At 69.4% G+C, this 24,601-nt stretch carries 31 protein-coding genes and 1 riboswitch; of the genes, 10 read left to right on the forward strand and 21 right to left on the reverse strand.

Annotated features, from left to right (window positions below; all coding sequences use genetic code 11):
• The first annotated feature begins 341 nt into the window (after positions 1-341).
• The gene (locus ACIQZO_RS13580; RefSeq protein ID WP_403624747.1) at positions 342-1,673 is read left to right on the forward strand and encodes an alpha/beta hydrolase; all 1,332 of its coding nucleotides are present in this window, start codon (positions 342-344) and stop codon (positions 1,671-1,673) included.
• Here the strand turns inward: ACIQZO_RS13580 and ACIQZO_RS13585 are convergent.
• Entirely contained in the window at positions 1,670-2,287 is a 618-nt protein-coding gene (locus ACIQZO_RS13585; protein ID WP_403624750.1) for a TetR/AcrR family transcriptional regulator, read from the reverse strand. The two genes, ACIQZO_RS13580 and ACIQZO_RS13585, sit on opposite strands and share 4 nt — an antisense overlap.
• Positions 2,288-2,407: 120 nt before the next feature.
• Between ACIQZO_RS13585 and ACIQZO_RS13590 the strand changes: the two genes are divergently transcribed.
• Positions 2,408-3,706, forward strand: coding sequence for an amidase (locus ACIQZO_RS13590; protein WP_403624753.1), 1,299 nt, complete (start codon positions 2,408-2,410; stop codon positions 3,704-3,706).
• Positions 3,707-3,925: 219 nt separating this feature from the next.
• Here the strand turns inward: ACIQZO_RS13590 and ACIQZO_RS13595 are convergent, their stop codons facing one another.
• The gene (locus ACIQZO_RS13595) at positions 3,926-4,459 is read right to left on the reverse strand and encodes an amidase (RefSeq protein WP_403624756.1); all 534 of its coding nucleotides are present in this window, start codon (positions 4,457-4,459) and stop codon (positions 3,926-3,928) included.
• A complete protein-coding gene (locus ACIQZO_RS13600; RefSeq protein ID WP_393785780.1) occupies positions 4,456-4,677 on the reverse strand; it encodes a hypothetical protein in 222 nt (73 codons plus the stop codon). The genes ACIQZO_RS13595 and ACIQZO_RS13600 overlap by 4 nt, the downstream gene beginning before the upstream one ends.
• Before the next feature lie 116 nt (positions 4,678-4,793).
• Here ACIQZO_RS13600 and ACIQZO_RS13605 point away from each other — a divergent pair, with 116 nt between their 5' ends.
• Both ACIQZO_RS13605 and ACIQZO_RS13610 read left to right on the forward strand, forming a co-directional pair.
• On the forward strand, positions 4,794-5,630 hold the full coding sequence (locus ACIQZO_RS13605; RefSeq protein WP_403624759.1) for a Scr1 family TA system antitoxin-like transcriptional regulator: 837 nt from the start codon (positions 4,794-4,796) through the stop codon (positions 5,628-5,630).
• Entirely contained in the window at positions 5,614-5,880 is a 267-nt protein-coding gene (locus tag ACIQZO_RS13610) for a DUF397 domain-containing protein (protein WP_403624761.1), read from the forward strand. The genes ACIQZO_RS13605 and ACIQZO_RS13610 overlap by 17 nt, the downstream gene beginning before the upstream one ends.
• On the opposite strand, the gene ACIQZO_RS13615 is transcribed toward ACIQZO_RS13610, so the two are convergent.
• Complete coding sequence (locus ACIQZO_RS13615; protein ID WP_403624764.1) at positions 5,864-7,045, reverse strand: S8 family peptidase; 1,182 nt, start codon at positions 7,043-7,045, stop codon at positions 5,864-5,866. The two genes, ACIQZO_RS13610 and ACIQZO_RS13615, sit on opposite strands and share 17 nt — an antisense overlap.
• 362 nt (positions 7,046-7,407) lie before the next feature.
• Between ACIQZO_RS13615 and ACIQZO_RS13620 the strand changes: the two genes are divergently transcribed.
• Positions 7,408-7,740 (forward strand): protease inhibitor I9 family protein, encoded by a 333-nt coding sequence (locus tag ACIQZO_RS13620; protein WP_403624767.1) that lies wholly within the window; start codon positions 7,408-7,410, stop codon positions 7,738-7,740.
• Positions 7,741-7,779: 39 nt separating this feature from the next.
• On the opposite strand, the gene ACIQZO_RS13625 is transcribed toward ACIQZO_RS13620, so the two are convergent.
• The 8 genes from ACIQZO_RS13625 to thrC form a co-directional block, all read right to left on the reverse strand.
• Positions 7,780-8,565, reverse strand: coding sequence for a CocE/NonD family hydrolase C-terminal non-catalytic domain-containing protein (locus tag ACIQZO_RS13625; protein WP_403624770.1), 786 nt, complete (start codon positions 8,563-8,565; stop codon positions 7,780-7,782).
• A complete protein-coding gene (locus ACIQZO_RS13630) occupies positions 8,465-8,992 on the reverse strand; it encodes a hypothetical protein (protein ID WP_403624773.1) in 528 nt (175 codons plus the stop codon). The genes ACIQZO_RS13625 and ACIQZO_RS13630 overlap by 101 nt, the downstream gene beginning before the upstream one ends.
• A 353-nt stretch (positions 8,993-9,345) precedes the next feature.
• Complete coding sequence (locus ACIQZO_RS13635; protein ID WP_403624776.1) at positions 9,346-9,951, reverse strand: phosphoribosylanthranilate isomerase; 606 nt, start codon at positions 9,949-9,951, stop codon at positions 9,346-9,348.
• Between the two features lie 41 nt (positions 9,952-9,992).
• The gene (locus ACIQZO_RS13640) at positions 9,993-10,571 is read right to left on the reverse strand and encodes a hypothetical protein (protein ID WP_403624779.1); all 579 of its coding nucleotides are present in this window, start codon (positions 10,569-10,571) and stop codon (positions 9,993-9,995) included.
• Positions 10,572-10,729: 158 nt separating this feature from the next.
• Positions 10,730-12,352: a chaperonin GroEL gene (groL, locus tag ACIQZO_RS13645; protein ID WP_403624781.1), complete on the reverse strand. Its 1,623-nt coding sequence runs from the start codon at positions 12,350-12,352 to the stop codon at positions 10,730-10,732.
• Positions 12,353-12,661: 309 nt separating this feature from the next.
• Positions 12,662-12,868, reverse strand: a complete 207-nt coding sequence (locus tag ACIQZO_RS13650) for a cold-shock protein (RefSeq protein ID WP_030009783.1) — start codon at positions 12,866-12,868, stop codon at positions 12,662-12,664.
• 415 nt (positions 12,869-13,283) lie between these two features.
• Entirely contained in the window at positions 13,284-13,562 is a 279-nt protein-coding gene (locus tag ACIQZO_RS13655; RefSeq protein WP_403624785.1) for a MoaD/ThiS family protein, read from the reverse strand.
• 38 nt (positions 13,563-13,600) lie between these two features.
• Positions 13,601-14,899, reverse strand: a complete 1,299-nt coding sequence (gene thrC, locus ACIQZO_RS13660) for a threonine synthase (RefSeq protein WP_403624788.1) — start codon at positions 14,897-14,899, stop codon at positions 13,601-13,603.
• Positions 14,893-15,048, reverse strand: a riboswitch (SAM riboswitch). (Overlaps the previous gene by 7 nt.)
• Positions 15,049-15,232: 184 nt before the next feature.
• Between thrC and ACIQZO_RS13665 the strand changes: the two genes are divergently transcribed.
• Both ACIQZO_RS13665 and ACIQZO_RS13670 read left to right on the forward strand, forming a co-directional pair.
• On the forward strand, positions 15,233-16,210 hold the full coding sequence (locus ACIQZO_RS13665; protein WP_403625040.1) for a glucosyl-3-phosphoglycerate synthase: 978 nt from the start codon (positions 15,233-15,235) through the stop codon (positions 16,208-16,210).
• Positions 16,211-16,256: 46 nt separating this feature from the next.
• Entirely contained in the window at positions 16,257-17,687 is a 1,431-nt protein-coding gene (locus tag ACIQZO_RS13670; protein WP_403624791.1) for a trehalose-6-phosphate synthase, read from the forward strand.
• Positions 17,688-17,833: 146 nt separating this feature from the next.
• On the opposite strand, the gene ACIQZO_RS13675 is transcribed toward ACIQZO_RS13670, so the two are convergent.
• The 4 genes from ACIQZO_RS13675 to ACIQZO_RS13690 all read right to left on the reverse strand — a co-directional run bounded on the left by ACIQZO_RS13675 (position 17,834) and on the right by ACIQZO_RS13690 (position 19,101).
• A complete protein-coding gene (locus ACIQZO_RS13675) occupies positions 17,834-18,085 on the reverse strand; it encodes a hypothetical protein (protein ID WP_403624794.1) in 252 nt (83 codons plus the stop codon).
• A gap of 100 nt (positions 18,086-18,185) precedes the next feature.
• Complete coding sequence (locus ACIQZO_RS13680) at positions 18,186-18,494, reverse strand: hypothetical protein (RefSeq protein ID WP_403624797.1); 309 nt, start codon at positions 18,492-18,494, stop codon at positions 18,186-18,188.
• Positions 18,495-18,529: 35 nt separating this feature from the next.
• Entirely contained in the window at positions 18,530-18,739 is a 210-nt protein-coding gene (locus tag ACIQZO_RS13685; RefSeq protein WP_403624800.1) for a hypothetical protein, read from the reverse strand.
• Positions 18,736-19,101: a hypothetical protein gene (locus ACIQZO_RS13690; protein WP_403624803.1), complete on the reverse strand. Its 366-nt coding sequence runs from the start codon at positions 19,099-19,101 to the stop codon at positions 18,736-18,738. The genes ACIQZO_RS13685 and ACIQZO_RS13690 overlap by 4 nt, the downstream gene beginning before the upstream one ends.
• 178 nt (positions 19,102-19,279) lie before the next feature.
• Between ACIQZO_RS13690 and ACIQZO_RS13695 the strand changes: the two genes are divergently transcribed.
• Entirely contained in the window at positions 19,280-19,549 is a 270-nt protein-coding gene (locus tag ACIQZO_RS13695) for a GntR family transcriptional regulator (RefSeq protein ID WP_403624806.1), read from the forward strand.
• Here the strand turns inward: ACIQZO_RS13695 and ACIQZO_RS13700 are convergent.
• The 4 genes from ACIQZO_RS13700 to ACIQZO_RS13715 form a co-directional block, all read right to left on the reverse strand.
• The gene (locus ACIQZO_RS13700) at positions 19,546-19,983 is read right to left on the reverse strand and encodes a hypothetical protein (protein ID WP_403624809.1); all 438 of its coding nucleotides are present in this window, start codon (positions 19,981-19,983) and stop codon (positions 19,546-19,548) included. The genes ACIQZO_RS13695 and ACIQZO_RS13700 overlap by 4 nt on opposite strands.
• A gap of 85 nt (positions 19,984-20,068) precedes the next feature.
• Positions 20,069-21,214 (reverse strand): methyltransferase domain-containing protein, encoded by a 1,146-nt coding sequence (locus tag ACIQZO_RS13705; RefSeq protein WP_403624812.1) that lies wholly within the window; start codon positions 21,212-21,214, stop codon positions 20,069-20,071.
• Positions 21,215-21,230: 16 nt separating this feature from the next.
• Positions 21,231-22,100: a radical SAM/SPASM domain-containing protein gene (locus tag ACIQZO_RS13710; RefSeq protein ID WP_403624815.1), complete on the reverse strand. Its 870-nt coding sequence runs from the start codon at positions 22,098-22,100 to the stop codon at positions 21,231-21,233.
• Between the two features lie 466 nt (positions 22,101-22,566).
• Complete coding sequence (locus ACIQZO_RS13715) at positions 22,567-22,854, reverse strand: hypothetical protein (protein WP_403624818.1); 288 nt, start codon at positions 22,852-22,854, stop codon at positions 22,567-22,569.
• A 106-nt stretch (positions 22,855-22,960) separates the two neighbouring features.
• On the opposite strand from ACIQZO_RS13715, the gene ACIQZO_RS13720 reads away from it, so the two are divergent.
• Both ACIQZO_RS13720 and ACIQZO_RS13725 read left to right on the forward strand, forming a co-directional pair.
• Positions 22,961-23,797 carry a helix-turn-helix transcriptional regulator gene (locus ACIQZO_RS13720; protein ID WP_403624821.1) on the forward strand — a complete coding sequence of 279 codons (837 nt, stop codon included), beginning with the start codon at positions 22,961-22,963 and terminating at the stop codon, positions 23,795-23,797.
• Positions 23,794-24,000 (forward strand): DUF397 domain-containing protein, encoded by a 207-nt coding sequence (locus tag ACIQZO_RS13725; protein ID WP_403624824.1) that lies wholly within the window; start codon positions 23,794-23,796, stop codon positions 23,998-24,000. Before ACIQZO_RS13720 ends, ACIQZO_RS13725 begins: the two co-directional genes overlap by 4 nt.
• A gap of 64 nt (positions 24,001-24,064) precedes the next feature.
• On the opposite strand, the gene ACIQZO_RS13730 is transcribed toward ACIQZO_RS13725, so the two are convergent.
• Positions 24,065-24,295: a hypothetical protein gene (locus ACIQZO_RS13730; protein WP_403624827.1), complete on the reverse strand. Its 231-nt coding sequence runs from the start codon at positions 24,293-24,295 to the stop codon at positions 24,065-24,067.
• Between the last annotated feature and the right edge of the window lie 306 nt (positions 24,296-24,601).

Here is a 24,601-nt window from a genome sequence, read left to right on the forward strand (position 1 = left end):
AGCGGGTGCTGACCGTACGGGTTCCGTGGTGAGGTGAATCAAGATCGCGGGCCTTGCGGCATCGGTGGCCGGCTCACGGCGGAAGGAAACCAATGTCAGGTCCGATATCCGGCGGGCGCGGGCGCGTGGCGCCACGCGCCGCCGCGCTGGCCGCGTGCCTGTTCCTCATGACCGCTGCGGCTGCGCCGCAAGCCGTTCGTGGCGGGGGAAGCGGGGAAAGTGGAGGATCGGGGCTGAAGTGGGAGCCGTGCGAGGAGCCTGCTGAGCAGGGATCCGAGTGCGCGACGTTGCCGGTCCCGCTCGACTACGACCATCCGTCGGGGAAGGTCGTAGATCTTGCTGTGATCCGGCGCAGAGCCACCAGCCCGTCGACAAGAATCGGTTCGCTGTTCTTCAATCCCGGCGGACCCGGAGGAGCCGGCACCGACGCTCTGCCGGCCTGGTACGACCGCTTCTTCCCTGCTGAGCTGCGCAAGCGCTTCGACATCGTGAGCTGGGACCCGCGCGGCGTGGGCCGCAGCACGGCGGTGCGGTGCTTCGGCGACGCCGAGGAAGCGACGGCCTTCTGGGCACGGCAGCCCGTGGGGTTCCCGGTGGGTGAGAAAGAGCGGCAGGTCTGGTTCGCCGGCAGGGCGGAACTGGCCGAAGGCTGCAAGAAGCGTGCCGCGAACCTGCTGCCGTACGTCTCCACGTACTACAGCGCCCGCGACCTGGACCAGTTGCGCCGGGCCGTGGGTGACGAGCAACTGCACTACTGGGGCGTCTCGTACGGCACGTTCCTCGGCGCGGTCTACGCCAACACCTTCCCGGACAAGGTGGGCGGCCTCGTCCTGGACGGGAACGTCGACCCCCGTAGCTACGTGGACGGTGCGATGAACGGCGAACCGCGGCAGACCACGTCGTTGCGCATGGGATCGGACCTGGGTTCGGCCGACACCTTGGACCAGTTCCTCAACCTGTGCGGCGAGGCCCCCGCATCCCGCTGTGCCTTCTCGGCGGGCACCCCCAAGGCGACCCACGCCAAATACACGGACCTGATGCGACGACTCCAGCGTCGCTCGGTGGGCCGGTGGACCTACGCGAGGGCCGTCACGGAACTGCGGCAGGACCTGTACATCGTCCACCCGGGCTGGACAAGCGCCGCGGAGATGCTGCAGGCACTCTGGCAGGAGCGCGAGCCCGAGGCGGCCGCGCCGCCTCCGGCGGGGAAGTACCCCGGAACCGAGCAGGAGGCCGCCGTGGTCTGCTCGGACAGCCCCAACCCCCGTGTGCTCAGCCGCTACGCCCAGCTCGACGCATTCAGCGCCGAACGCGCGGGCGACCTCGGCCGCCGCTGGGTCTGGGACTACGAGTGGTGCGCGCAGTGGCCGACCACGGCCGCCAAGCGCTACACAGGCCCGTTCGACCGGACCACCGCCCACCCGATCCTCGTCGTCAACCCCGTCTACGACACGGCCACTTCGTATCAGGCAGCCCAGTCCATGACGAGCCAACTGGCCGATGCCCGGCTGTTGACCCTGCAGGGCTACGGCCACACGGCCCTGCTCAATCCAAGCACCTGCGTGAACGACTACGCCGTGCGCTACCTCACCACCGGTGCCCTGCCGCCCGCCAGGGCCACCTGCCGACAGGACACCCCGCCCTTCGCCCCGGCCATGCCGACAGGCTCCTAGGGCTCCCGTACCGCCGTCCCTCTGTCCAGAACTGCCTCGACCGCCGCCACGAGCCTGTCCCCCGCGCGGTCGACGCTGCCGTTCTGCGCGCTGACCTGGGCGCCTTCCAGCAGGAAGGTGATCTCCGCGGAGACGTCATCGGGCACGTGCGCGCCCGCCCGCTCGCACATGGCCGTGAGGCGACGCCGCTGATTGGCCTTGTGGTCCTCGATCAGCCGACGGGCCGGATGGCCGGTGTCGCCCAGGCCCGCGACGGAGTTCACGAAGGGGCAGCCGCGTTGGACGATGGCCGGTAGCCCGTCGGCGACGAAATCTGCCACCGCCAGCACCTGGGCCCGGCCGTCGTCCGCGTGCTCGGCCTCCACCCGGTCGAAGGCGGTCGAGTACTCCGCCGCGACGATCCTCAGCCACTCCTCGATCAGCGCGTCCTTGGTGGCGAAGTGACGGTAGAGCGCCATCTTCGTGGTCTTCGCCCGTTCGGCGATGGCCTGGACCCCGACCGCCCTGACGCCCTCCCGGAGGAAGAGTTCCTCGGCCGCGTCGAGGATGCGCTCGCGCGGCGGGAGGCGGGCGACTCTCGAGTCCCTGCCCGGCCTCGGGGTGCTGCTCGTCATGCTGTGCCTCGCTTCGGTCGCGCCGGCCGGCTCCTCCCGACCCATGCTACGTTACCGATCACCCCCAAACGATACCGATCGGTATCGCACGGGACCGATCGGGGACGTAAGGAGAGTGCCGTGGAGTTGCGCGAATACACCCAGTACGACGCGGCGGGGCCGGCCGGGCTCGTGGCCCGGGGAGAGGTGACCGCGGCCGAGCTCACCGGCGCGGCCCAGGCCGCGATGGCGGCCGTGAACCCGCAGATCAACGCCGTGGTGGAGAGCTGGCCCGCCGAGGACACCCCGGCCCCGGGCAGCACACCGCTCGCGGGCGTGCCGTTCCTCATCAAGGACCTGGCCGTGTCCATGCGGGGCAAGCGCGTCGAGCTGGGCAGTCGCCTCGCCGCCGGCAACGTGGCAGGGGAGGACTCCTTCCTCATGCGGCGGTTCCGCCGGGCCGGCCTGGTCACGCTGGGCCGCACGGCCACGCCCGAATTCGCCTACAGCACCACCACGGAGCCGGTCCTGTACGGCGCCACCCGCAACCCCTGGGACCCCACCCGCACACCGGGCGGCTCCAGCGGCGGTGCCGCCGCGGCCGTCGCCGCCGGAATAACCCCCCTCGCGCACGCCACCGATGCGGCCGGATCGATCCGGGTGCCGGCCTCCAGCACCGGACTGTTCGGGCTCAAGCCCACCCGGGGCCGGATCTCCCTGGGCCCGGACGCCGACGAGGTCTTCAACGGCCTCGCGGTGCACGGCGGGCTCAGCCGGACCGTGCGCGACAGCGCGGCCCTGCTCGACCTGATCCAGGGACCGGAGACCGGCGACCCCTACTTCGCGGAGCGCCCCCGCCGCCCGTACAGCGAAGAGATCACCATGGAACCCGGCCGCCTCCGCGTCGGCCTGGTCACCACCCCCTGGAGCGGGCGCGCCGTGGAACCGGCCGTGAGCGACGCCGCTCTGGCCGCCGCCCGACTGCTGGAATCACTCGGCCACCAGGTCGCCGTCACCCCCGTGGATCTCGGCGTGAGCTGGGAGGAGTTCGTCCACGCCCTCGACGTCCGCAACCGCGTCGCCCGCTCGATCGGGGCCCACTTCGACCAGCAGGACCTGGTGCTGACGCCCACCCTCCCCGAGATACCGGCGGCCCTGGGCACCTACGGCCACGGCGCGGAGAACGCCGACGGGCTGGGCCGGCTCGAGCACCTGTTCCACCGCTCGCCGTTCACCGCCGCCTTCAACGTCGCCGGCACGCCCGCCATGTCGGTACCGCTCGCGTCCGACCCGGCCACCGGCATGCCGATCGGGGTCCAGTTCGCCGCGGGCTACGGACGCGAGGACGTACTGTTCCGGCTCGCCGCACAACTGGAGCAGGCCGCGCCCTGGGCCGGACGCAAGCCTGCCGTATGGGCAGGCTCGGCCCGGCCCGCCTGACCCCCGTCGCCGCGAACGCCCCCGCCCGCCGTCGCGGAGATGTTCGGCGTCATGCGCAGGATTCCCACCGCCGCTCCCACCCTGTGCGGGTTCGCCCCCGGCCGGGGCATCCGCGCATACGCCGACCCGGCCGGGCCGCCCCGCTTCGACGCAGCGTTCCGCTACGGCTGCGACATCGCCCGGGTCTGCGGCGCCCGGGCCTCACCGGCCCCATCGGTCTCAGCGCCCGGGGCTGCCCGCCCCGGCGGCCTCCTTCAGGAAGCCGGTCAGATCGTCCACGCCGTAGCCGAGCTTCGGACCACGCTCGGCCGCCATCAGCAGCAACTGCCCCACGATCTCGGCGCCCCAGCCGTCGGTACCGTCCGCCGACCACTCCCACAGCTTGTCGATGCCGAGCCCGGTCATGAGCAGCCCGTACCGGGTACGGATCTCCGCGCACAGCTCGGCCACCGCGTCGAGCAGCCGCCCACCCGGCCGCTCGCACCGCAGCCCGAGGCAGCCGCCGAAGTCCTCCACCGCGCACCCCTGGGGCGGGCGCGCCCGGAGCCCCTCGTAGCGCGGGTCGTCGAACCCCGGATATCCCTCCACCGGGCAGTGCACCAGCGTGAACCGCTGCCGGCCGGGCGGCGGAGGCGGCTTCGGATCGCCCGCCTCGGGCCCGCACACCCCGCGCGGCGCGAGCGCCGTCTCCAGGCCGCGCAGCTTCCAGCCGAGCTCGAAGGCGAACTCCGCCGCCTCCACGGCCTCGCTCACGAACCGGCCGCCCGCTCGTGCAGGACGGCGGCCAGCCGCAGCGCGGTGTCCAGGTTGCAGCGGCCCAGGTCGACCAGCGGCAGCCCGTACGTACCGGCGGCCGAGACCCGTTCCACGTCCAGCGAGGGGAACAGCACCCCGACCCCGGCGAGGGATTCCCGCAGCTGCTGGACGGCCTCTTCGGCCGCCTGCATGCGCTCCTGTGGGGAGAGCACCATGACATGTCACCTTTCTACTCTGAGTATTCAACTTCTTCACACAGAGTGGCGACGCGCTCACTAGCCTTTCAAGTGAGGGCCCCTCAACAACCGCACATGTTGCTCAGGGAGTTGCCATGCCACGAAAGAACCTCGATCCCTCCTCCTCACCCCGCGCCCTCCTGGGCGCGGAGCTGCGCGTAGCGCGCGAACGCGCGGGCATGAGCCAGGCGGAACTCGGCGAACGCCTCTTCGTGAGCGGGTCGTTCATCGGCCAGCTCGAATCGGGCACGCGTCGTATGCACCTGGAGTTCGCCGAGCAGATCGACGAGATCCTCGCCACGGGAGGCTTCTTCGCCCGCAACTGCGAGGCGGCGGCCGAGTCCAAGTATCCGGACCACTTTGCGGCGGCTGCCGAAGCCGAGGCCTTGGCGACGGCCATCCGCGAGTACGCGCCACAACTGATCCCCGGGCTGCTCCAGACAGAGGCTTACGCGCGCGAGGTGTTCCGCGCGTACCAGCCGACCGCCACGGAGGGGACCATCGACGAGCTGGTCACGAATCGCCTGGCCAGGGCCTCGCTGCTCAGCGACCCAACAACCCCACTGTTGTGGTGTGTCCTCGACGAAGCGGTACTGCGGCGTGCCGGAGACAACACAGCGATCCTGGCAGGGGCCCTGCGCCACATCGCGAGCCTGATCCGCTCTCGCCGGATCATCGTCCAAGTCCTACCATTCAGCGCAGGGCTCCACGCTGGCATGTTGGGGTCGCTCAAGCTGATGTCCTTCGACGAGGCACCACCATTGGCCTACATCCAAGGCATGGGTACGGGGCAGCTGTTCGACGATCCTGCCACGGTCGCCCAACACACCCTGACCTACGATCTGCTCACGGCCAACGCGCTGTCACCACGCAAGTCTCTGGCCTTGATCGAATCGGTCGCGGAGGATTACGAACATGACCAGCACGCCTGAGTACGACCTCACGACGGCCGCATGGCACAAGTCCAGCTACAGCGGTGGCGACGGCGGCGACTGCCTGGAGATGGCCACCTGGCGGAAGTCGACCTACAGCGACGGCACTGGCGGGGACTGCCTCGAAGTCGCCGACGGACACCCCGACCTCGTCCCCGTGAGGGACTCCAAGCAGCCCGAAGGCCCGCACGTGGTGTTCCACGCGCAGGCCTGGGCCCGGTTCGTCGGGTCGGTCAGAGACCGTTGGTGAACAGCAGCTGGTTCGGGCTGTTGTCGCTGAGGTTCTCGATGACGTCCTTGGTGGACTTGTCGGAGAGGAAGTTGTGCACCTCGGCCGGCAGCGCGTTGGGGTGCTCGGCCTTGTAGAGGGCCGCCACCCCGGTGACGTGCGGCGCGGCCATCGACGTGCCGTTCAGGGCCACGCTGCCGCCGCCCAGCCTCGCGGAGACGATGTCCTGGCCCGGGGCGTAGATGTCCAGGCACTCGCCCCAGTTCGAGAAGCCGGTCTCCTCGTCGAAGCGGTTCGTCGCGCCGACCGTCTCCACGCGCACGGCGGACGCGGGCGACACCTGGCAGGCGTCACGGTTGTCGTTGCCCGCCGCGATGACCGGCAGCACGCCTCGGTCGGACACGGCGGTCGCGGCGTTGTTGACGGCGGTCGAGCGGTCGCCGCCCAGGGAGGCGTTCAGAACGGCCGGCTGGTGGGCGTTGCGGGCCACCCAGTCGAAGCCCGCGATGATGCCCGACCAGGGACCGCGGCCGTCGCAGCCGAGGACGCGGACGCTGACCAGGGTCGACTTGCGCGCCACGCCGAACGAGGCGCCGCCGACCGTGCCCGCGACGTGCGTGCCGTGGCCGTTGCAGTCCGCGCCGTTGCGGCCGTCACCGATCGCGTCGAAGCCGCGGACCGCCCGGCCGCCGAAGTCCGGGTGGGTGAAGTCGATGCCGCTGTCGACGATGTACGCGGTCACGCCCTGACCGCTGCCGTGCGCGCTGAAGTTGTTGTCGAGCGGCAGGAACCGCTGGTCGATCCGGTCCAGGCCCCAGGAAAACGCCGGCGACTTCGTCCCGCTCGCCGGACCCGGTACGGGCGGGGCGCTGACCTGCGAGTCCTCCTCGACTGACACCACGCCCTTGCTCAGCCGGGCGTTGCGCAGCTGGGTCGCGTTGAGCGTGGTCGCGAAGCCGTTGATCGCCGTGGTGTAGGTGAACGTCGGCTTCACCCCGACGGACGCGGCGAACTTCGCCGGGTCCAGAGACTTGTCGAGCGTGACGATGTAGCTGCCGGGGATCGCGTTCTTGGACGTGAGGAGCGGCGCCGGGGTCGGCTCCGGGGCCGCGGCGGAGGCGGTGCCGGCCGCGACAGGGGTGACGGTGAGCAGTACGGCCGTGGCCAGACGTGCGAGCAGACGCATGGAAGGAGCTCCCTGACGGGCTGTGGGGGGGCATGGAGGAGCCGCCCCCGCGACCTGGTGTCCTCCGCGGGTGCGGCCCTCCTATGCATCGGAAGGCGCCCCGGCGCGGCTTGAACCATCGCCTCCACCTGGCCGATCGTCCGATTGCCGCGTCAACCTGCCGTGTCGGACACGCTGCAGAAAGGGTTAATCCCTTGGGCCGCCCGGGGTGTGGCCCGCTGCGGTCCGGCCGCGGAAACCGCTGCGGGTTCACCCGTATGCCCCGCCCCCGGATCAGGGAGCGCACGGCTCCCGCCCGCCGCGCACCCGCCACACCCGCGGGCGTCGTTGACCTGCCCCGCCGCGCGTGATCGCCTCGGGCCATGCGCATCCGTCCGATCCGAACCCTGACCGCGGCCGTCGCCGTACTGGCCGCCGTCGCCGCCCTGCCCGTGTCCGGGGCCACCGCCGACGTGCCGGAACCCGTACCGCACACGGCTCCCGCCGACCACGCCCCGTACATCGTCACCGTGCGGGAGGAGGTCGACCCGGCCGAGGTGGCCGAGCGGGTCGGCGCCACCCCGGTCCACGTCTACCGCACCGTGCTGCACGGCTTCTCCGCCCGGCTGAGCCCCGAACAGGTCGAGGCCCTGCGGGAGATGCCGGACGTCGAGGCCGTCGAGGAGGACGGCCGGGCCGGCGGCTTCGGCGCGTGACGCTCGCCGCCCGCCGCCGGCCGGGCCCTCGCGGGCGGGTCAGCCGAGGGGCAGTTCCAGGCGGGACGGCTGCCCGGCCGGTGAGGTGACGGTGGTCGTGCTGCCGTCGACGGTGGCGTCGGAGTACAGCTGGTCCTTGCTGTTGATCACCAGTGCCACCCGGTGTCCGGCGGGCACGTCGTAGGCGGCGGCCTGGAGCTTCCAGGTGATGGTGACGTCCTGGTCCGGGACGAGTTCGGACAGCGTGTACGGCTCGTGCGTGATGATCCTGGCGGTGTTGTCCTCGGCGATGTCGAAGAGGTAGGCCGCCAGGGTCGTGGACGCGGCGGAGCTGCGGACGCTCAGGTGGACGGTGGGGATGCCGCGAATCCGGCGCCCCGCGTCCTGCCCGGCGTCGGCGCTCAGCGGTGCGGTGGCCCATACCGCGAGGGCCTGCCGGTCGAACTTCTCGATCTCGTAGACCTTCGGGTTACCGCTCCACTCGGCCTTGCCGGTCTGCACGATCCCGTCCATCGCCGTGGCGTCGGTCAGGGCCCCGGCGGTGAAGGCGCGCGACCAGCCGTCGGCGGGATCGGTGGTCAGGGACCCGTCCCGGCTCCCGAAGGCCGCGTCGGCCAGGAACCAGCGCTCGGTGGAGGTGGTGACCTCCTCCCAGGTCTGCCGGGGTTCCCGCCGCGCCGGGACGACGACGGTGTTCGGCCCGCCGCCCGGGGCGGGCGCGGTCTCATACGTGAACATGACCTGGTTGTTGACCTCGGTCCAGGTGGGCACCTCGTTCTCCACACCCCGCAGGTGGTGGTCGAGCCAGGCATAGGCCTCGGCCATCGGGAGGTTGGGGCCGGTCGGACCGGCCAGCGGTCCGGTCAGTCCGGCCCTCGGGCACGGCGTGGTCGCCGATCCACATGTTCAGCCGCTTCGGGACGGTGAGCCGGTTGAAGGTCTCCAGGACCTGGTTGACCGGGAACAGGCCCTCGTGCCAGGTGTTGGAGAAGAAGGTCGGCACGCCACGGCGGTTGGTGCCGCCGATCCGGGACTCCGGGGCGCGCTCGGTGCCCCACGCGACGACCTCGTCCATGTTCTCGTTCGCCGCGAAGTCCGCCAGGATCTGCTGCGTCGCCGCGTCGGACTTGCGCTCCACGGGACCGCCGGTCAGACCCAGCAGCACGTCGACGGCCTTGAGGTGGCGGGTGTCGTGGTCGTAGAGGCTGGTCGCCAGATTGCCCCAGGTGCTCAGCGCGACGACCGCGTCCACCCGCTCGTCCTCGGCCGCGACGAGCTGGCTTCATAGTCCGGCGGCAAAACCCGCCAGCCGGGTCGCGCGGGCGGGATGCGGAGCACGGTACGGCCGGTGGCGGCGCGGGTGAGGACCCCACCCGGTGCGCCGGTCCGTCAAGCCCCGAATATCCGCGCCGTGACGCGGGTACGCGCACGAGGCGCAATGGAGATCAGACCGCTCCCCCGAAACCGCAGAGGACCGCTCCCATGGCCTTCACGAGGACCCGCCGCCTGGCCTTCGCACTCGTCACCCTGCTGGCCGGCCGCCCGGCTCCCGCCCCCGCCGCCGGCTGACCCCGGCCGGGCCGTCAGCAGGACGTCAGCGGGCCGTCAGCGGCAGCGAGCCGCGGCCTCGATGAAGGCACGGATCAGCTCCGGCGACTTCACGCCGCGTTCCCGCTCCACCCCGCTGGACACGTCCACGCCCCAGGCCCCGGTGGTCGTGAGCGCCTCGCGCACGTTGCCCGGGTTGAGCCCGCCCGCGAGCAGCCAGCGGCCCTCCGGTGCGGTGAACTCGGCGGCGCCCCAGTTCCACGGCTTGCCGGAGCCCGGGTCGGGCGCGTCCAGCAGCAGCAGGTCCTCGCCGTACTCGCCGCAGCGCTTCACGTGCTCCGCGGTGGCCCGCAGCAGGGTCCGGCCCTCGGCGCGCAGCGCCGCGAAGTCCTCGGGGCCCTCCTCGCCGTGCAGCTGCACCCCGCGCACCCCGCTCTCCTCGGCGAACCGGCGCACCTCCGCCACCGACTGACCCCGGAACACCCCGACGGTCAGCACCCCTTCGGGCACCCGCGCGGCCAGCTCACGCGCGGTGACGGCATCGACCGTCCGCGGGCTCCCCGGCGCGAAGACGAACCCGACGGCATCGGCCCCGGCGGCCACGGCCACGTCGACGTCGTGCGCGGTCCGCAGCCCACAGATCTTGATGAACGGCTCAGCCATGCGCCCAGCCTAAGCCGACCGGGACGGCCGGGGCGTCCCCTTCACCGGCCCACCTGCACGGGGCCGAGGACGGCCCCGCCGATCGCGGCGGCGAGATGGGCGGCGCCAGCGGGGTCCTCGTACCGGAAGTGCACGTGGACCGTGTGCCGGCCGTCGGGATGCTCCTCGTTCAGGTCCAGTTCCACGCGCTGGTTCGTCGAGTCCTCCGACTGGTCCGCGATCTCGGGTCTCTCCTCCCGGACTCCGCGCCAGAGCATCGTGCCCGCCCCGTCGCCCAGCGCCCGCAGGAACGACTCCTCGACGGCCGGGCCCGGAGCCGCGTACCCGTCGACGGTCAGCGGCAGTACGGCCGCCAGCTCACGGTCATGGGCGGGCAGGTCCGAGCCCGGGTACCAGAGGTCCGGATCGTAGGCGTCCGAGTCCGGGTCGTACGACGACTCGAACAGGCCCGCCGGCAGCAGCTCCCCCATCGCCCGGGCCTCCTCGACGGTGTGCAGCCGCGCGCACAGCCACACCTCCCCGTCGAGCCGCTGCATCCGCGCGCAGAGCAGGCGGGCCCGCCGGCATGCCTCGGCGGTGTCGTCGGCCCGGTACACGGCATAGGCCCTCGAGCTCCCCATGGGCCCACCGTCGCACGTCCGCAACCGGCCCGGCCAGCGGTTTTCCCGACCGGTCGGGGGACGGGCGCGCGCCGGAAACGCCCGAGGGCGGCACCCCCGTCGGGGTGCCGCCCTCGTTCGAGAACAGCCGATCAACCAGTGGCCGGAGCCGGGGTCGATCAGAAGTCCATGTCACCACCCGGCATGCCGCCGCCCGCGGGGGCACCGGCCTTCTCGGGCTTGTCGGCGATGACGGCCTCGGTCGTCAGGAACAGCGCGGCGATCGACGCGGCGTTCTGCAGCGCGGAGCGCGTGACCTTCGCCGGGTCGATGATGCCCTCGGCGATCATGTCGACGTACTCGCCGGTCGCGGCGTTCAGGCCGTGACCGATCGGCAGGTTGCGCACCTTCTCGACGACGACGCCACCCTCGAGACCACCGTTGACGGCGATCTGCTTGAGCGGGGCCTCCAGGGCGAGCTTCACGGCGTTGGCGCCGGTCGCCTCGTCACCCTCGAGCTCCAGCTTCTCGAAGACCGCGGAGGCCTGCAGCAGGGCCACGCCGCCACCGGCGACGATGCCCTCCTCGACGGCCGCCTTCGCGTTGCGAACGGCGTCCTCGATGCGGTGCTTGCGCTCCTTGAGCTCGACCTCGGTCGCGGCGCCGGCCTTGATGACGGCCACGCCGCCGGCCAGCTTCGCGAGGCGCTCCTGGAGCTTCTCGCGGTCGTAGTCCGAGTCGGAGTTCTCGATCTCGGCGCGGATCTGGTTCACGCGACCCTGGACCTGGTCGCTCTCACCGGAACCGTCGACGATGGTGGTCTCGTCCTTGGTGATGACGACCTTGCGGGCGCGGCCGAGCAGGTCGAGACCGGCGTTCTCGAGCTTGAGGCCGACCTCCTCGGAGATGACCGTGCCGCCCGTGAGGATGGCGATGTCACCGAGCATGGCCTTGCGGCGGTCACCGAAGCCCGGGGCCTTGACGGCGACGGACTTGAAGGTGCCACGGATCTTGTTGACGACGAGGGTGGAGAGCGCCTCGCCCTCGACGTCCTCGGCGATGATCAGCAGCGGCTTGCCGGACTGCATGACCTTCTCCAGGAGCGGCAGCAGGTCCTTGACCGAGCCGATCTTGGAGTTGACGATCAGGATGTACGGGTCGTCGAGGGACGACTCCATGCGCTCCATGTCGGTGGCGAAGTACGCCGAGATGTAGCCCTTGTCGAAGCGCATGCCCTCGGTGAGCTCGAGCTCCAGACCGAAGGTCTGGGACTCCTCGACGGTGATGACGCCTTCCTTGCCGACCTTGTCCATGGCCTCGGCGATGAGCTCGCCGATCTGGGTGTCGGCGGCGGAGATGGAGGCCGTCGAAGCGATCTGCTCCTTGGTCTCGACATCCTTGGCCTGGGCGAGCAGCGCGGCGGAGACGGCCTCGACGGCCTTCTCGATACCGCGCTTGAGGGCCATCGGGTTCGCACCGGCGGCCACGTTGCGCAGGCCCTCACGGACGAGCGCCTGGGCCAGAACGGTGGCGGTGGTCGTACCGTCGCCGGCGACGTCGTCCGTCTTCTTGGCGACTTCCTTGACCAGCTCGGCGCCGATCTTCTCGTACGGGTCCTCGAGCTCGATCTCCTTGGCGATGGAGACACCATCGTTGGTGATCGTGGGGGCGCCCCACTTCTTCTCAAGGACGACGTTGCGACCCTTGGGGCCAAGGGTGACCTTGACGGCGTCGGCGAGCTGGTTCATCCCACGCTCGAGACCGCGCCGGGCCTCCTCGTTGAACGCAATGATCTTGGCCATCTGAAGTGGTCCTCCCGGACAGCGGTGGATTGCTCCCAGGACCGCGCCCGCGCCCGCGACGGACGGCCTGCGTGCCCGGCGGTTCCTTCCCGCCGAACACTGCGGGCCTCACCGACCCGGTCCTCGTTTCAGTAGCACTCTCACCTGGAGAGTGCTAACGCCAATGATTAGCACTCGACCCCCTCGAGTGCAAGCTGCTTGGGTGAACGCCCCGCCGTTGCAGGGCATACGCACGAGGGGCCCACATCCCGTGTCCAGGATGTGGGCCCCTCGTGGTGTTCCAGGTGTCGGCGGTCGATCGCGCCAGGACTAGCCGAGTGCGAGCTTGACCATGTCCGCCTGCGGACCCTTCTGGCCCTGCGAGATCTCGAACTCGACCCGCTGACCCTCTTCAAGGGTGCGGTACCCGTCCATCTGGATGGCGCTGTAGTGGACGAACACATCCGCACCACCGTCGACCGCGATGAAGCCGTAGCCCTTCTCCGCGTTGAACCACTTGACGGTGCCCTGAGCCATGCCTAACTCCCCTATTACTGGCCCTTGCGCAGGAACGCACTTCGCGATCCCGGGTCAGAACTTGCGTCGGAACGCGTCGACCGAGGCTGAATGTATCTGCGCGGATGCTGTCTGCAACAGGTCAATCCGATGAGAATTCTGGACACCGGGAAACATTGAAATAGAGTGAAAATTTGCCATACTCCCGGGCAACTCGGGCCTGACATAACTCGCCAAAGCCCCATAGCGCACTCGCATGTTGGCCCAATGTCGACCCTTGCGCGGCCCGTTCATATGCAGGGGGCAAGAACAGCGGAGGGGACTTCCCCAACCTTACCGCGCCCAATCAAGCAGAATTGCCCCCTCCGCTTTTAGCGGAGGGGGCAATTTCGGTTTGCGCGTGTCACCTGGGAGGTGACCCCGGAGATCCGGGCAATCAGCAACCGCCCGCGACGGCCGGGATGATCGAGACACCGGCGCCGTCAGGCGTCACCGCCTGCAGCCCGCCCTCGAAGCGCACGTCGTCGTCGTTCACGTAGACGTTCACGAAACGGCGCAGCTTGCCCTGGTCGTCCAGGACGCGCGCGGCGATGCCCGGGTGGCTCTTCTCCAGGGACTCGATGACCTCGGCGAGGGTCGCGCCCTCGGCCGGGACCTCGGCGACGCCGCCGGTGTAGGTGCGCAGGATGGTGGGGATGCGGACGTTGACGCTCATGGCGCTACTGCCTTTCCGGTAGGGCGGAGGAGAAGGGGTCAGACCAGGCCGGCGGCGCGGAACGCGTCCAGGCTCGGGCGGATGGTGGCGGTCTGCCCGCTGTCCGCGGCCACCGCCTCCAGGGTCTTGAGGCCGTCACCGGTGTTGAGGACGACAGTGGTCAGCGTCGGGTCGAGCTGCCCGTTGTCGATGAGCTTCTTCGTCACGCCGACGGTCACACCGCCCGCGGTCTCGGCGAAGATGCCCTCGGTCTGCGCGAGGATCTTGATGGCCTCGACGACCTGCTCGTCGTTCACGTCCTCGACGAATCCGCCGGTGCGGCGCGCGATGTCCAGGACGTACGGGCCGTCCGCCGGGTTGCCGATGGCCAGCGACTTGGCGATGGTGTTCGGCTTCTGCGGGCGCACCACGTCGTGACCGGCCTTGAAGGCGGTCGACACCGGGGAGCAGCCCTCGGCCTGCGCACCGAAGATCTTGTACGGCTTGTCCTCGACGAGGCCGAGCTTGATGAGCTCCTGCAAACCCTTGTCGATCTTCGTCAGCTGCGAGCCGGACGCGATCGGGATCACGATCTGGTCGGGCAGCTGCCAGCCGAGCTGCTCGCAGATCTCGTACGCCAGGGTCTTGGAGCCCTCGCCGTAGTACGGGCGGAGGTTGACGTTGACGAAGCCCCAGCCCTCGCCCAGCGGGTCGCCGATGAGCTCGGAGCAGAAGCGGTTGACGTCGTCGTAGTTGCCCTCGATGCCGATCAGGTCACCGCCGTACACACCGGCCATGACGACCTTGCCCTGCTCCAGGTCGTGCGGGATGAACACGCAGGAGCGGAAACCGGCCCGGGCGGCCGCGGCGCCGACGGCGCCGGCCAGGTTGCCGGTCGAGGAGCAGGACAGGGTGGTGAAGCCGAAGGCGCGGGCGGCCTCGACGGCGATGGCCACCACGCGGTCCTTGAAGGAGTGCGTCGGGTTGCCGGAGTCGTCCTTGACGTACAGCTTGCCGGTGACGCCCAGCTCTTTGGCCAGGTTGGCCGCGTCCACGAGCTTGGTGAAGCCCGGGTTCAGGCTGGGCTTGGAGGCCACGTCCGCGGGGACGGGCAGCAGCGGCGCGTAGCGCCAGATGTTGTCGGGGCCGGCCTCGATCGCGGCGCGCAGGGCCTCGGGGTCACCGGTCGGGAGGTCGTAGGCGACTTCCAGCGGCCCGAAGCACTCGGCACACGCGAAGATGGGGCCGAGCTCGAAACGGGTACCGCACTCACGACAGGAAAGGCCGGTGGCAGGTCCGAGATCAACAGAGGTGGAAGCAGTCTGTGCAGCCATGATGGCGAGGCCCTTTCTCCTCATCTTCCCCATGGCGCACTTCGCCATGAGACGGAATTGGCACCTTCCCTAGCCGGGGACCTCGCTGATGTCGCTGAGTGCGATCGCGAGAACCGACTGGAGGGTTGCCGGGGCTTCAACGGGCCGTGTCCCTCTGCCCCTCTGGATGAGCGGTATGGCACCGGGCGGCGCGCTCTTCGGCGCACCCGGGCGTTTGTCGCGGGGACCCCCGGCATGCGGTGGTCCTTCGCGTTGTTCAAGACTGTAACCGAAGGGCCGGGCGGTTGAGACAGCCGTCCGAACCGCGAGATGGATCACATACCGGCGAATATCGCCGACACGCAGGGAGTGCTGAGGGTGCTGGAAGAGGTGGAGCGATGGCTGGCCGACCGCTCCTGGTCCGCCGCCGACCGACCGCTCGACCAGCTGCTCGACCGGAAACGGGCGGCCGGGACAACGGTCAGCGTGGTGCTGCCCGCGCTGGACGAGGAGGCGACGGTCGGCGCGATCGTCGAGGTGATCCGGCGTGAGCTGATCGAGTCACTGCCCGTCCCCCTGGTCGACGAGCTGGTCGTCGTCGACTCGGGCTCCACCGACGGAACCGCGGAGGTCGCGGCCAAGGCCGGGGCCCGGGTGGTGCACCGCGACGACGTGCTGCCGCGCATCCCGGCGCTGCCCGGCAAGGGCGAGGTGCTGTGGCGCTCGCTGCTGGCCACCGACGGGGACATCGTCTGCTTCGTCGACGCCGACCTGCGGGACTTCTCCGCCTCTTTCGTCTCCGGGATCGTGGGGCCGCTGCTGACCGACCCGGACGTGCAGTTCGTCAAGGCGATGTACGACCGCCCGCTGGGCCCGGAATTCGACGGGCTCGCCTCCGGCAGGGCCCCCGGCCAGGGCGGCCGGGTCACCGAGCTCGTCGCCCGCCCGCTCCTCAACCTGCACTGGCCGCAGCTGGCCGGCTTCGTCCAGCCGCTGGGGGGCGAGTACGCCGTACGCCGCTCCCTGCTGGAGCGGCTGCCGTTCCCCGTCGGGTACGGCGTCGAGCTGGGCCTGCTGGTCGACGCGCTGCACACGGTCGGGCTGGACGCGATGGCCCAAGTGGACGTGGGCGTACGGCTCCACCGCCATCAGGACGGGCAGGCGCTGGGCCGGATGGCCGCGGCGATCTACCGCACCGCCCAGCTACGGCTCTCGCGCGGGCACCTCGTCCGGCCGGAGCTGACGCAGTTCGAGCGCGGCCCGGAGGGCTTCGTACCGCGGACGTACCCGGTGGACACCGAGGAACGGCCGCCGATGGCGGGCATCAAGGAGTACGCGCGGCGTCGCGTGGCGTGAGGGAACGTACGGTTTGAGCGGGCACGGGCCGGGCTAGGTTGGCCGCATGGCTTCCCAGGTACTCGTTGCAGCGAACCGCGGCCCCCTCTCCTACGCCCTCGACGACGGGACGCTCAGCGCCCGGCGCGGCGGGGGCGGACTCGTCTCCGGACTCTCCACGGCCCTCGCGGAGCAACCGGAGGCGGTGTGGATCTGCGCGGCGCTCTCGGAAGCGGACCGGGAGGCGGTCCGCCGGGGCGTGTCCGAACCGGGCGTCCGGATGCTGGACATCGATCCCAGCATGTACGACGACGCGTACAACGGCATCGCCAACTCTGTGCTGTGGTTCACCCACCACCACCTGTACGACATCCCGCGCGAGCCGGTCTTCGACGCCGAGTTCCGCCGCCGGTGGGAGTCGTACGAGCGCTACAACCAGGCCTTCGCCGACGCACTGGCCGAGGAGGCGGCGCAGGGCGCCTCTGTACTGGTGCAGGACTACCACCTGGCGCTGGTCCCCGGGCTGCTGCGGGTGCTGCGCCCCGACCTGCGGATCGCGCACTTCACGCACACGCCGTGGGCCGCGCCCGGCTACCTCTCGATGCTGCCGGACGTGGTCCGCGAGACCCTGCTGTGGGGCATGCTCGGCGCGGACGTGCTCGGCTTCCACACCGAGGCCTGGGCGGCCGAGTTCCTGGGCTCGGCACGGCTCGACGACGCGTGGGGGCAGGCCGAGGTCCTCGAGGGCTCGGTGGTGGAGCACCGCCGGTACACGGTGTGGCCCACCCGCACCACGCGGGTACGGGCCTACCCGCTGGGCGTGGACGGCGACGAACTGCGGGCGCTGGCGCACCGGCCGGAGGTGAACGACAAGCTGGCGGAGCTGCGGGCGGAGGTGGACGGCCTGCGGACGATCGTCCGCGTGGACCGCACGGAACTCTCGAAGAACATCCTGCGCGGCCTGCTGGCCTACCGCGAACTGCTCACCACGCGCCCGCAGTGGCACGGCCGGGTGGTCCACCTGGCGTCGGCGTACCCGTCACGGCAGGACCTGCGGGTCTACCGGGAGTACACGGCCGCGGTGGCGGAGCTGGCGGCGGAGATCAACGCGGAGTTCGGTACGGAGGACTGGCAGCCGGTGCTGGTCTCGGTGAAGGACGACTTCGCGCGCTCGCTGGCGGCGTACCGGCTGGCGGACGTGGCGCTGGTGAACCCGGTGCGGGACGGAATGAACCTGGTGGCGAAGGAGATCCCGGTGGTGTCGGAGGCGGGGTGCGTGCTGGTGCTGTCCACCGGGGCGGGGGCGTACGAGGAGCTCCGCCAGGACGCGCTGACGGTGAACCCGTACGACGTGACGCAGACGGCGGAGGCGCTGCACGCGGCGCTGTCGATGCCGATGGCGGAGCGCGCGGAACGCTGCAAACGCCTTTCCGCTGCCGCGACGTCCCTCCCCCCGACGGCCTGGTTCACAGCCCAGATGTCTGCCCTTGACAGTTAGCCCCGCCGGCGCCAAATCCGGCGGCGCCGCTGCTGCTGGGGCTCCGCCCCGGTGGACCATACACCCCGGGACCTAGAAAAACAGCAGGTCCGGGCATGCAAAAGGCCCCGCCCGACATGTGGTCGGACGGGGCTCGCGTGCGTTGGTCAGTCGTCGTACGCCTCGCCAGACAGGATGTCGCGCGCCATGGCAGCGATGATGTCCCGTCGTGATACGTCGCCCGTTGTGTGGCTCGGGTAGTCCGGGGGTAGCTCGTCTTCTACGCGCTGCACGATGTCGTCGACCTTGAACGTGATACCTGTGTCCACGGCGAGGGCAGCAACGGTCTCGACTGCCCGTTCTGTGCGCTGGAGTAGGTCCACGGCGAGGGCTTCATAGGCATCGTCCACAGCGGTCATACGGGGACGGTAGCGGAGTGGGTACCGGCGGACAGCGGGAACGGCAAAGCCCCGCCCGACACGTGGTCGAACGGGGCTCGTCGCGCTCTCTGGGGCTCGTCTACAGGGCAGCGTCGATGTCTGCCCGGTCTGCCTTCCATGCCGTCTCATAGCGCTCTCTGTCGCGCTTGAGACGCTTCTCCGGGGTCAAGCTCGGGTCCGCGTACTCCGCGCGCTTGAGGGCGAGTAGGGCCGCGCGCTCCATCCCTTCGACGTTCTGTCGCACGGTCTTGAGTCGAGCGGCGGACATGTGCCGCTGCGCCGTCAAGAGCGTGCCCCATGCGTCACACAGGATGTCCGCGTAGACCGCAGAAACTTCCTCGGTAAGTTCCTGGTGCAGGTACTGCCGCTCACGTGATGCAAGAGCCATCGTCGGCCCCTCCCTTCCGTCTGGTGTCGATGGTGTCAGTCGGTACTGACACGGTGCACGTCTTCCGCTGTAGGTCCCGCGCCGAGCTGCACAGCGTGGTCGGGACAGGCCCACAGCGTGGTTCCGGGGCCGCTGGTGCTGTGGATCTCGCGTACCGCTACGGGCGCTTCGGTCTGCTCATGGCAGACGATGCACACCGCTACGTCACCGGTCGGGGGCGGGCTCATCAGTCCGTCGCGCGTCATGCCGACACCGCCACGGCGAACGCGGAGCGCGGGAACGCGGAGCGCGGGAACGGTGCCCCCTTGTACGTGTACGGGTAGTCCACGCCGATGGCCGCGAACTCTGCCGCGTATCGCCTCTCGCGCTGGACCGGGGAGAGTACGAGGGTCGTCTCTGCGTCGGTTTCGGGGCGGAAGATCCTGCGTGCGTCTGCACTGCTAGGCCCGGTCCACGGACGGGACCACGGGCTCACGGTCGCGGGGGCGGGCTTGGGGCGGTAGGCGCCGGAGTGCTTTCCCGGGGCTCGCCGGCTCGGCAGGAGTACGAGGAGTAGGGCGGTAACGGACGTGAGTCCAAGCACCATGGGGGCGATAAGCTCGGGCATGTCGGTTCAGCTCCCAAAAGCTGGTTCGGCGGAGCCCCGGCAACCGGTCCTAAGCGGTTGTCGGGGCGTTTTCGTGTTCGTGGAATCACGCTAAGGCAACACGTCTAACTCGTCTACCTGTCTAGCTCGTCTACCTGTCTAAGTCGCCTAGAGATGACCGGTTGTCTACGCTCTCCCCATGCCAGAGAGCTCGCCCGACTCGTCCCGCGCACGCGCCCCGTACATGCGGGTGCTGGACGCGCTTACTGCCGACATTGAGTCGGGCGCGCTGCCGCCGGGGGCACGGCTGCCGAGTGAGGCAGAGCTCTGCCAGACACACGGGGTTGCCCGGATGACCGCACGCCGCGCTGTGTCCGTTCTTCGGGAACGCGGGCTCGTCGTGACCGAGTGGGGCAAGGGCAGCCACGTAGCCGAGCGAGCCGGCGAGGGCGAGCACCAGGGCGACTAGTCCGGGTCCTGGTCGTACTGGTCGAACCGGCGGTAGGCCTCTTCCTTCGCTTGCTGTTTGACCAGGTCCCCGAGCGGGTCTGAGATCTCCCAGGAGTGCACTGCGGGGTGCTCGGCGAACAGGATGCAGTGCCAAGCGTTCGGGCGGCCCCGGTTGATTGCTTCCGGGCACGGGGGCAGTTCCGCGAGGCGTTCTCTCCGCCTCCCGCCCTCATCTGTCCAAAGGAGCCACAGGTCTCGCGGGTCATCCCGCACGTCGCTGTTACACAGCATGGTTGCGTGTTCGGCGTGGCCGTCTCCAGCGAGCTCACACAACCGGTACTCGCCGAGCTGGTAGAGCCACAGCGATGCGTTGTCGGGACCGTTCTCCATCCGTGTAAGGGCAATGAGCGCATCCCTTGTAGGGATCTTGCTGATAGCGGTGCACTGCAACACGTCGTGATCCTCGGATAGGGGACAGCAGAGCCCCGCCCGTCCCGAGGGGAGGAGTGCCGGAACGGACGGGGCTCGGGTGTTTGGTCTACTGATCGCCCATGGATGCGCGCCACTGTCCGCGAGACAGGTGCACAACCCCGTTCGGGGTGATGCGGACCCGCGCGCCGAGCAGCGGCAACGAGCCTTCCATGGCATGGCGGTTGCGGATGCGCTCCAACGCTGTCCAGAGCCGGCGGGGGCCACCCTGGTGCACTTTCGGAGGGTCAGCCCATTCGGCGGACGCACGGGCCCATGAGCCGTCTGCGTGGACCATGTAGGCGGTGCGGTGACGGTTGCGCTGTTCGTAGGTGTGCTCAACCCCGGGGGTCGTGACTTCGAGCATGGAAGACAGCTCCCATGCGTTCGCCACGTCCACCACGGGATAGCGGCCCGTGCTCCGCTCGTCTCCTTCCGAACTCTTCGCGAGGGCGAGTAGCTCGGAGAGCGCGGGCGGGTAGTTGTCGCCGGAGCGGGTCAGCATGAAGCCGGCGGTGTCGCGCTCCACTACGCCTACAACATCGCCGTTGGTCTCCTTCCATCCCGTGACGATGAGCGATGTACGCCCGAGGGTCGTGGCGATCCGCCCACCAGTCACCAGCGCAGCGAGCACGGGACGGAGCCCGGGGCCTGCGGGCAGTCCGACCGTGGACACGATCCGCTCATAGGTCCCCGGAACGTGGTCCGTGGCGTCTGCCGTAATGAAGTCCGGGTGCAGCCCCATTGCGCCGAGCCGGGGTTTTGCTGCATGCGTCAGGTACGGATCTATGTCCAGGCTCGTGACGTTGTGGTCTCCGATGCGAAGCGACGCATAGGCAGTAAGCCCACCGGCTCCGGTCCCCAGGTCCAGAGTCCGGAGACCGTCCCTGAGCCGTACGTGACGGAGCATGCGAACGACCAGGCTCGGCAGCGTGGCGGACGATGTAGGTAAGCCCTCGGGCCGGTCGTCAGGCTCGGCGTGATCGGCGTGAAGCGCGCCAACCTTCGTGACCAACGAACGGTCTGCGTACGCAGCCTTTGCCCAAGCCTTCAGATCATGGGCCCCGATGTGCAGCGTCCACGCGCCCGACTCGTCCTTGTCCCACCAGCGGGGAACGAGCTCGTGCCGGGCAACGTCCGAAACGATGTCGAGCCACCGGGAATCGGGGTGCGCTACTCGGTCGGCAAGGGCGATTGCCTGTCTGTCCCAATCCATGTGCTCAGCCTCTCTGTCAGTCGTACGCGGGACCGCATGCCGTCGTGTTCGCGGGGCCGCAGTCGCCGGAATCGTCGGGCGGGCACGCGTCCGCTCGAACCGGCGAAATGCTTGCGGCGAGATCAGCCCAAGCCTTCCCCCCGAGGAGCTCGGCGAGCCTGGTGTGCAACACGTTGCCCGCCGGAAAATCGCGCGAAAGCACGCATCCGGTGAGATCGCCCGTCGGCAGGATGGCCGCTCGTCCTCGCGTGCATCGTCCGCACATCTCGTCAAGGCTTGGCTTGACCCCGGGCAGGGCCGCACGTCCGACCGCCCGAGCTCGGTCCACGATGATGTTGGTAATGCCCATCGCTTCGAGCTCGGCGCGTCCCTCGGCTACACGCTGGCCGGGGAGTACGTCAACGATTCCGGCACGTACTTCGATGCCGCGCTCAAGCGCTTGCACGATGTTGGCGCGGGTCCGGACGTAGCTTCCCTCCTTCTGCGTTACCGCGTCGTGTTCCTCGGGACGGTCGCTGTAGTAGCTCGTTCCGAGAGTGACGCGCGGGTCCGCGAACAGCGACCAGTCCCGTTCCTTGACTTCGTAGAGATTGCTGTAGATCTCCACGTGACGCCCGAGGGACAGCGCGAGGGTGACGAACTCCCGCCACTTCGGGTGCATGGTCGGCTCGCCCCCGATCATCTGAATGGTGCGGACCCCGAGCGCGGCAGCGTCGAAGATGACCGCGCGCCAATCCTTCGGGGTCATGTCGCCGTGAGATGCCTGCGGGCTCGAACTCGACAGACACATACGGCACTTGAGCTGACATGCGGACGTGATCTCAAGTTCAAGCGAGTGGATGCCCGCTATCGGCTTCTGAGCCGGCGGGTCCAGCAGAACGGTCATGGTGCCCGACCTTTCTCGTAGACGAGTGGTGCTGTGCCCCGCCCTCGCCGAGGACTGCCGTAGGGGGACCGAGCGGCGTCGACTCGGCGAGGGCGGGAATCTAGGGGAGGTCCGCCACGTTCACGTGCCCCACCCGCGAGCGACCAGCAGAGCAACCGTGGTAACCCAAATCGCCGTCCCGACAACTGTCAGGGTGACGCTCGCGCGGGTGTGTTGTGCGTGCGCCTGGTGCTCGTTGTCGTCGGTCACTGCACACGCTCCACAACGGCCATGTCCGTGAACGTCCGCTGAAAGCTCTGATGCTTCGACGTGCCCGAGTGCCCGATGCACGCGAGGTCGCACTCATCCGCTGTCAGTCCCGGACGCGTCAGCCATCCGCAGTCAAGAGCGACGCAGCGCGCCCCGACGAGCGGGACCGTTCCGGGGTGCCTACGAATGCGATGGTCTACCAGCCCGAACACCCGCTTCACGCCGCACGCTCCTCGGAGTCGGGACGGATCGCGTTCCGCAGGTCGAGTAGGGCCGCTTCCGCGTTCTGGACGATCGCCGTGTCGAGCTCGGCGCGGAACTGCGCACGGAACGCGGGGTCCGTCTCCAGCCGCTGTAACTCGGCGAACGGTTCGCTCCTCGCCGGCGAGTGCGGACTGAGCGCCCGTACGAGTCGGGGGAAGCGCTGGTGCAACCGGTGTTCTGCGACCGCCACAGCGAGGGCGAGCCGTACCGGGACGTGCATGACGAACGCGGTTCCGAGCATGACCGCTCCTCTCCGTAGCCGTTCCACTACCAAGCCCCGTCAGCGTGACCTACGCTCTGAGAACTATCAACTTCCCGTTTCCTGACTGAGAGTTGGGGAAGTCGCCATGAACAGAAACGAGCTAGACCCCGACGCGGGTCCGAGTGCCGCGTTCGGCGTACGTTTACGCAGGTTGCGCGAAGAACACGGGTGGACCTTGCCCGAGCTCGGCGAGCGTATGGACTACTCCGGTTCGCATATTTCCGGGGTTGAAAATGCCACCCGAGCTGCAACTGTCAAATTTGCGAGACGCGCTGACGCGGTGTTTGGACTCGCCGACTCGGCGGACTCCTTCGAGCGTGAGTCCCGCCGGATTCACCAGGGCGTACTACTCGAAGGGTTCCCGGAGTACGTCGGCTACGAGGGTCGCGCCGTGGAAATCCGGCTGTTTCAGATCGGAATCGTCCCCGGACTGTTGCAGACACCGGAGTACGCAAGGGCGCTGGCCACGAGCGACATACGGCGCGGCTCCATCACTCCTGACCAGGCCGAAGAACGTGTCTCGTTCCTGATGCAACGGCAAGCGACTCTGACCCGAGATCAGCCACCGATGTTGCTTGTCGTGATGGATGAAAGCTGCATCTTGCGCCCGATCGGCGGTCCAGCGATCATGGCCGCGCAGTTGGAAAAGCTGGCCGCGTTCGCCGAACTACCGAACAGCGTTCTGCAAGTAGCACCCTTTGCCATAGGCGAGCGGCGACCGTTCCACCTGCCGGTCAACCTGCTGACTTTGGGCGACCGATCGTTGGTCGCGTACGCCGAGACTCACGCGCAAGGGCACGTCGACCGCGAGAGCACTGCGGTTCTGCCTCTACTGGCGGGCTACCATCACCTACAGGCCGAATCGCTGCCCCAAGCGGCATCCGTGGCCATGATCCATGAGGTACGAAAGGGCACCCCGTGACGACATCCCCTCGCTGGTTCACGTCCTCTTACAGCGCCAACGGCGGTGACTGCGTGGAGGTCGCTACCAACCTTGCCGGGGCACACGGCGTGGTCCCCGTTCGAGACTCAAAGGTCACAGCCGGCCCGGTCCTGTCCTTCCCTGCCGCCGCGTTCAGCGCGTTCGTCACGGCTGTCAAGGCTGACGAGCTCGGCGCGCTCTGACCCCCGAGCTCGCGCACCAGGCCCCGCCACTCCACCCCCTTCGGAGCGGCGGGGCTTTGCTGTGTCAGGCAGCGAGCGGCGCGAACGAGAGACCGTCCGGCGGAGTCTGATCCGGCGCCCGGTCCGTGAGGTACACGCCCCACCCATCGTCACCCCGGTTGCCGACGATGCGGCGGGTACTGACTCCGTACCGATCGGCGAGCCCCGCACGGACGATCACAGCGGCGAGCCTGAACATGTCCGCCGATGCTGCGTCGCGCTCCTGGTGCCCGAGGACAAAAATCCGGGCGCTCACGCTGCAACCCCCAGCGTGGAAGTGGACGCGGGGACCGAGGGAGCGTGCTGCCCCCACTCGCACGCTGTCCACACCTCATCCCACATCACCCAAAGCCCGCTATCGCTGCACCGCTGGTAGTGGACGGAGCCGGCGAGCCCGCCCGTCCGCCTGTACCGCGTCAGCATCCGAAACGCGGGATAGCTCGCCCCCAGCAGCATCCGTGCGACAACACCCCCAGCGGTCCCGATGACGGTCCGCAGGTCTGAACATGACGACACAACACCCTCCCCCAATTTTCCGGGCATCTCGGGACAGTCCTGCCAT

This window comes from Streptomyces sp. NPDC097617, assembly GCF_044761485.1.
Lineage (GTDB): Bacteria > Actinomycetota > Actinomycetes > Streptomycetales > Streptomycetaceae > Streptomyces.

Excerpts from the sequence above, each read along its gene's own strand:
- ACIQZO_RS13585 (WP_403624750.1), bottom strand. The coding sequence starts at position 2,287 with ATGACGAGCAGCACCCCGAGGCCGGGCAGGGACTCGAGAGTCGCCCGC.
- ACIQZO_RS13600 (WP_393785780.1), bottom strand. The coding sequence starts at position 4,677 with ATGGTGCTCTCCCCACAGGAGCGCATGCAGGCGGCCGAAGAGGCCGTC.
- ACIQZO_RS13605 (WP_403624759.1), top strand. The coding sequence starts at position 4,794 with ATGCCACGAAAGAACCTCGATCCCTCCTCCTCACCCCGCGCCCTCCTG.
- ACIQZO_RS13610 (WP_403624761.1), top strand. The coding sequence starts at position 5,614 with ATGACCAGCACGCCTGAGTACGACCTCACGACGGCCGCATGGCACAAG.
- ACIQZO_RS13615 (WP_403624764.1), bottom strand. The coding sequence starts at position 7,045 with ATGCGTCTGCTCGCACGTCTGGCCACGGCCGTACTGCTCACCGTCACC.
- ACIQZO_RS13620 (WP_403624767.1), top strand. The coding sequence starts at position 7,408 with ATGCGCATCCGTCCGATCCGAACCCTGACCGCGGCCGTCGCCGTACTG.
- ACIQZO_RS13625 (WP_403624770.1), bottom strand. The coding sequence starts at position 8,565 with ATGGCCGAGGCCTATGCCTGGCTCGACCACCACCTGCGGGGTGTGGAG.
- ACIQZO_RS13635 (WP_403624776.1), bottom strand. The coding sequence starts at position 9,951 with ATGGCTGAGCCGTTCATCAAGATCTGTGGGCTGCGGACCGCGCACGAC.
- ACIQZO_RS13640 (WP_403624779.1), bottom strand. The coding sequence starts at position 10,571 with ATGGGGAGCTCGAGGGCCTATGCCGTGTACCGGGCCGACGACACCGCC.
- groL (WP_403624781.1), bottom strand. The coding sequence starts at position 12,352 with ATGGCCAAGATCATTGCGTTCAACGAGGAGGCCCGGCGCGGTCTCGAG.
- ACIQZO_RS13650 (WP_030009783.1), bottom strand. The coding sequence starts at position 12,868 with ATGGCTCAGGGCACCGTCAAGTGGTTCAACGCGGAGAAGGGCTACGGC.
- ACIQZO_RS13655 (WP_403624785.1), bottom strand. The coding sequence starts at position 13,562 with ATGAGCGTCAACGTCCGCATCCCCACCATCCTGCGCACCTACACCGGC.
- thrC (WP_403624788.1), bottom strand. The coding sequence starts at position 14,899 with ATGAGGAGAAAGGGCCTCGCCATCATGGCTGCACAGACTGCTTCCACC.
- ACIQZO_RS13670 (WP_403624791.1), top strand. The coding sequence starts at position 16,257 with ATGGCTTCCCAGGTACTCGTTGCAGCGAACCGCGGCCCCCTCTCCTAC.
- ACIQZO_RS13675 (WP_403624794.1), bottom strand. The coding sequence starts at position 18,085 with ATGACCGCTGTGGACGATGCCTATGAAGCCCTCGCCGTGGACCTACTC.
- ACIQZO_RS13680 (WP_403624797.1), bottom strand. The coding sequence starts at position 18,494 with ATGGCTCTTGCATCACGTGAGCGGCAGTACCTGCACCAGGAACTTACC.
- ACIQZO_RS13685 (WP_403624800.1), bottom strand. The coding sequence starts at position 18,739 with ATGACGCGCGACGGACTGATGAGCCCGCCCCCGACCGGTGACGTAGCG.
- ACIQZO_RS13690 (WP_403624803.1), bottom strand. The coding sequence starts at position 19,101 with ATGCCCGAGCTTATCGCCCCCATGGTGCTTGGACTCACGTCCGTTACC.
- ACIQZO_RS13695 (WP_403624806.1), top strand. The coding sequence starts at position 19,280 with ATGCCAGAGAGCTCGCCCGACTCGTCCCGCGCACGCGCCCCGTACATG.
- ACIQZO_RS13705 (WP_403624812.1), bottom strand. The coding sequence starts at position 21,214 with ATGGATTGGGACAGACAGGCAATCGCCCTTGCCGACCGAGTAGCGCAC.
- ACIQZO_RS13710 (WP_403624815.1), bottom strand. The coding sequence starts at position 22,100 with ATGACCGTTCTGCTGGACCCGCCGGCTCAGAAGCCGATAGCGGGCATC.
- ACIQZO_RS13715 (WP_403624818.1), bottom strand. The coding sequence starts at position 22,854 with ATGCTCGGAACCGCGTTCGTCATGCACGTCCCGGTACGGCTCGCCCTC.
- ACIQZO_RS13720 (WP_403624821.1), top strand. The coding sequence starts at position 22,961 with ATGAACAGAAACGAGCTAGACCCCGACGCGGGTCCGAGTGCCGCGTTC.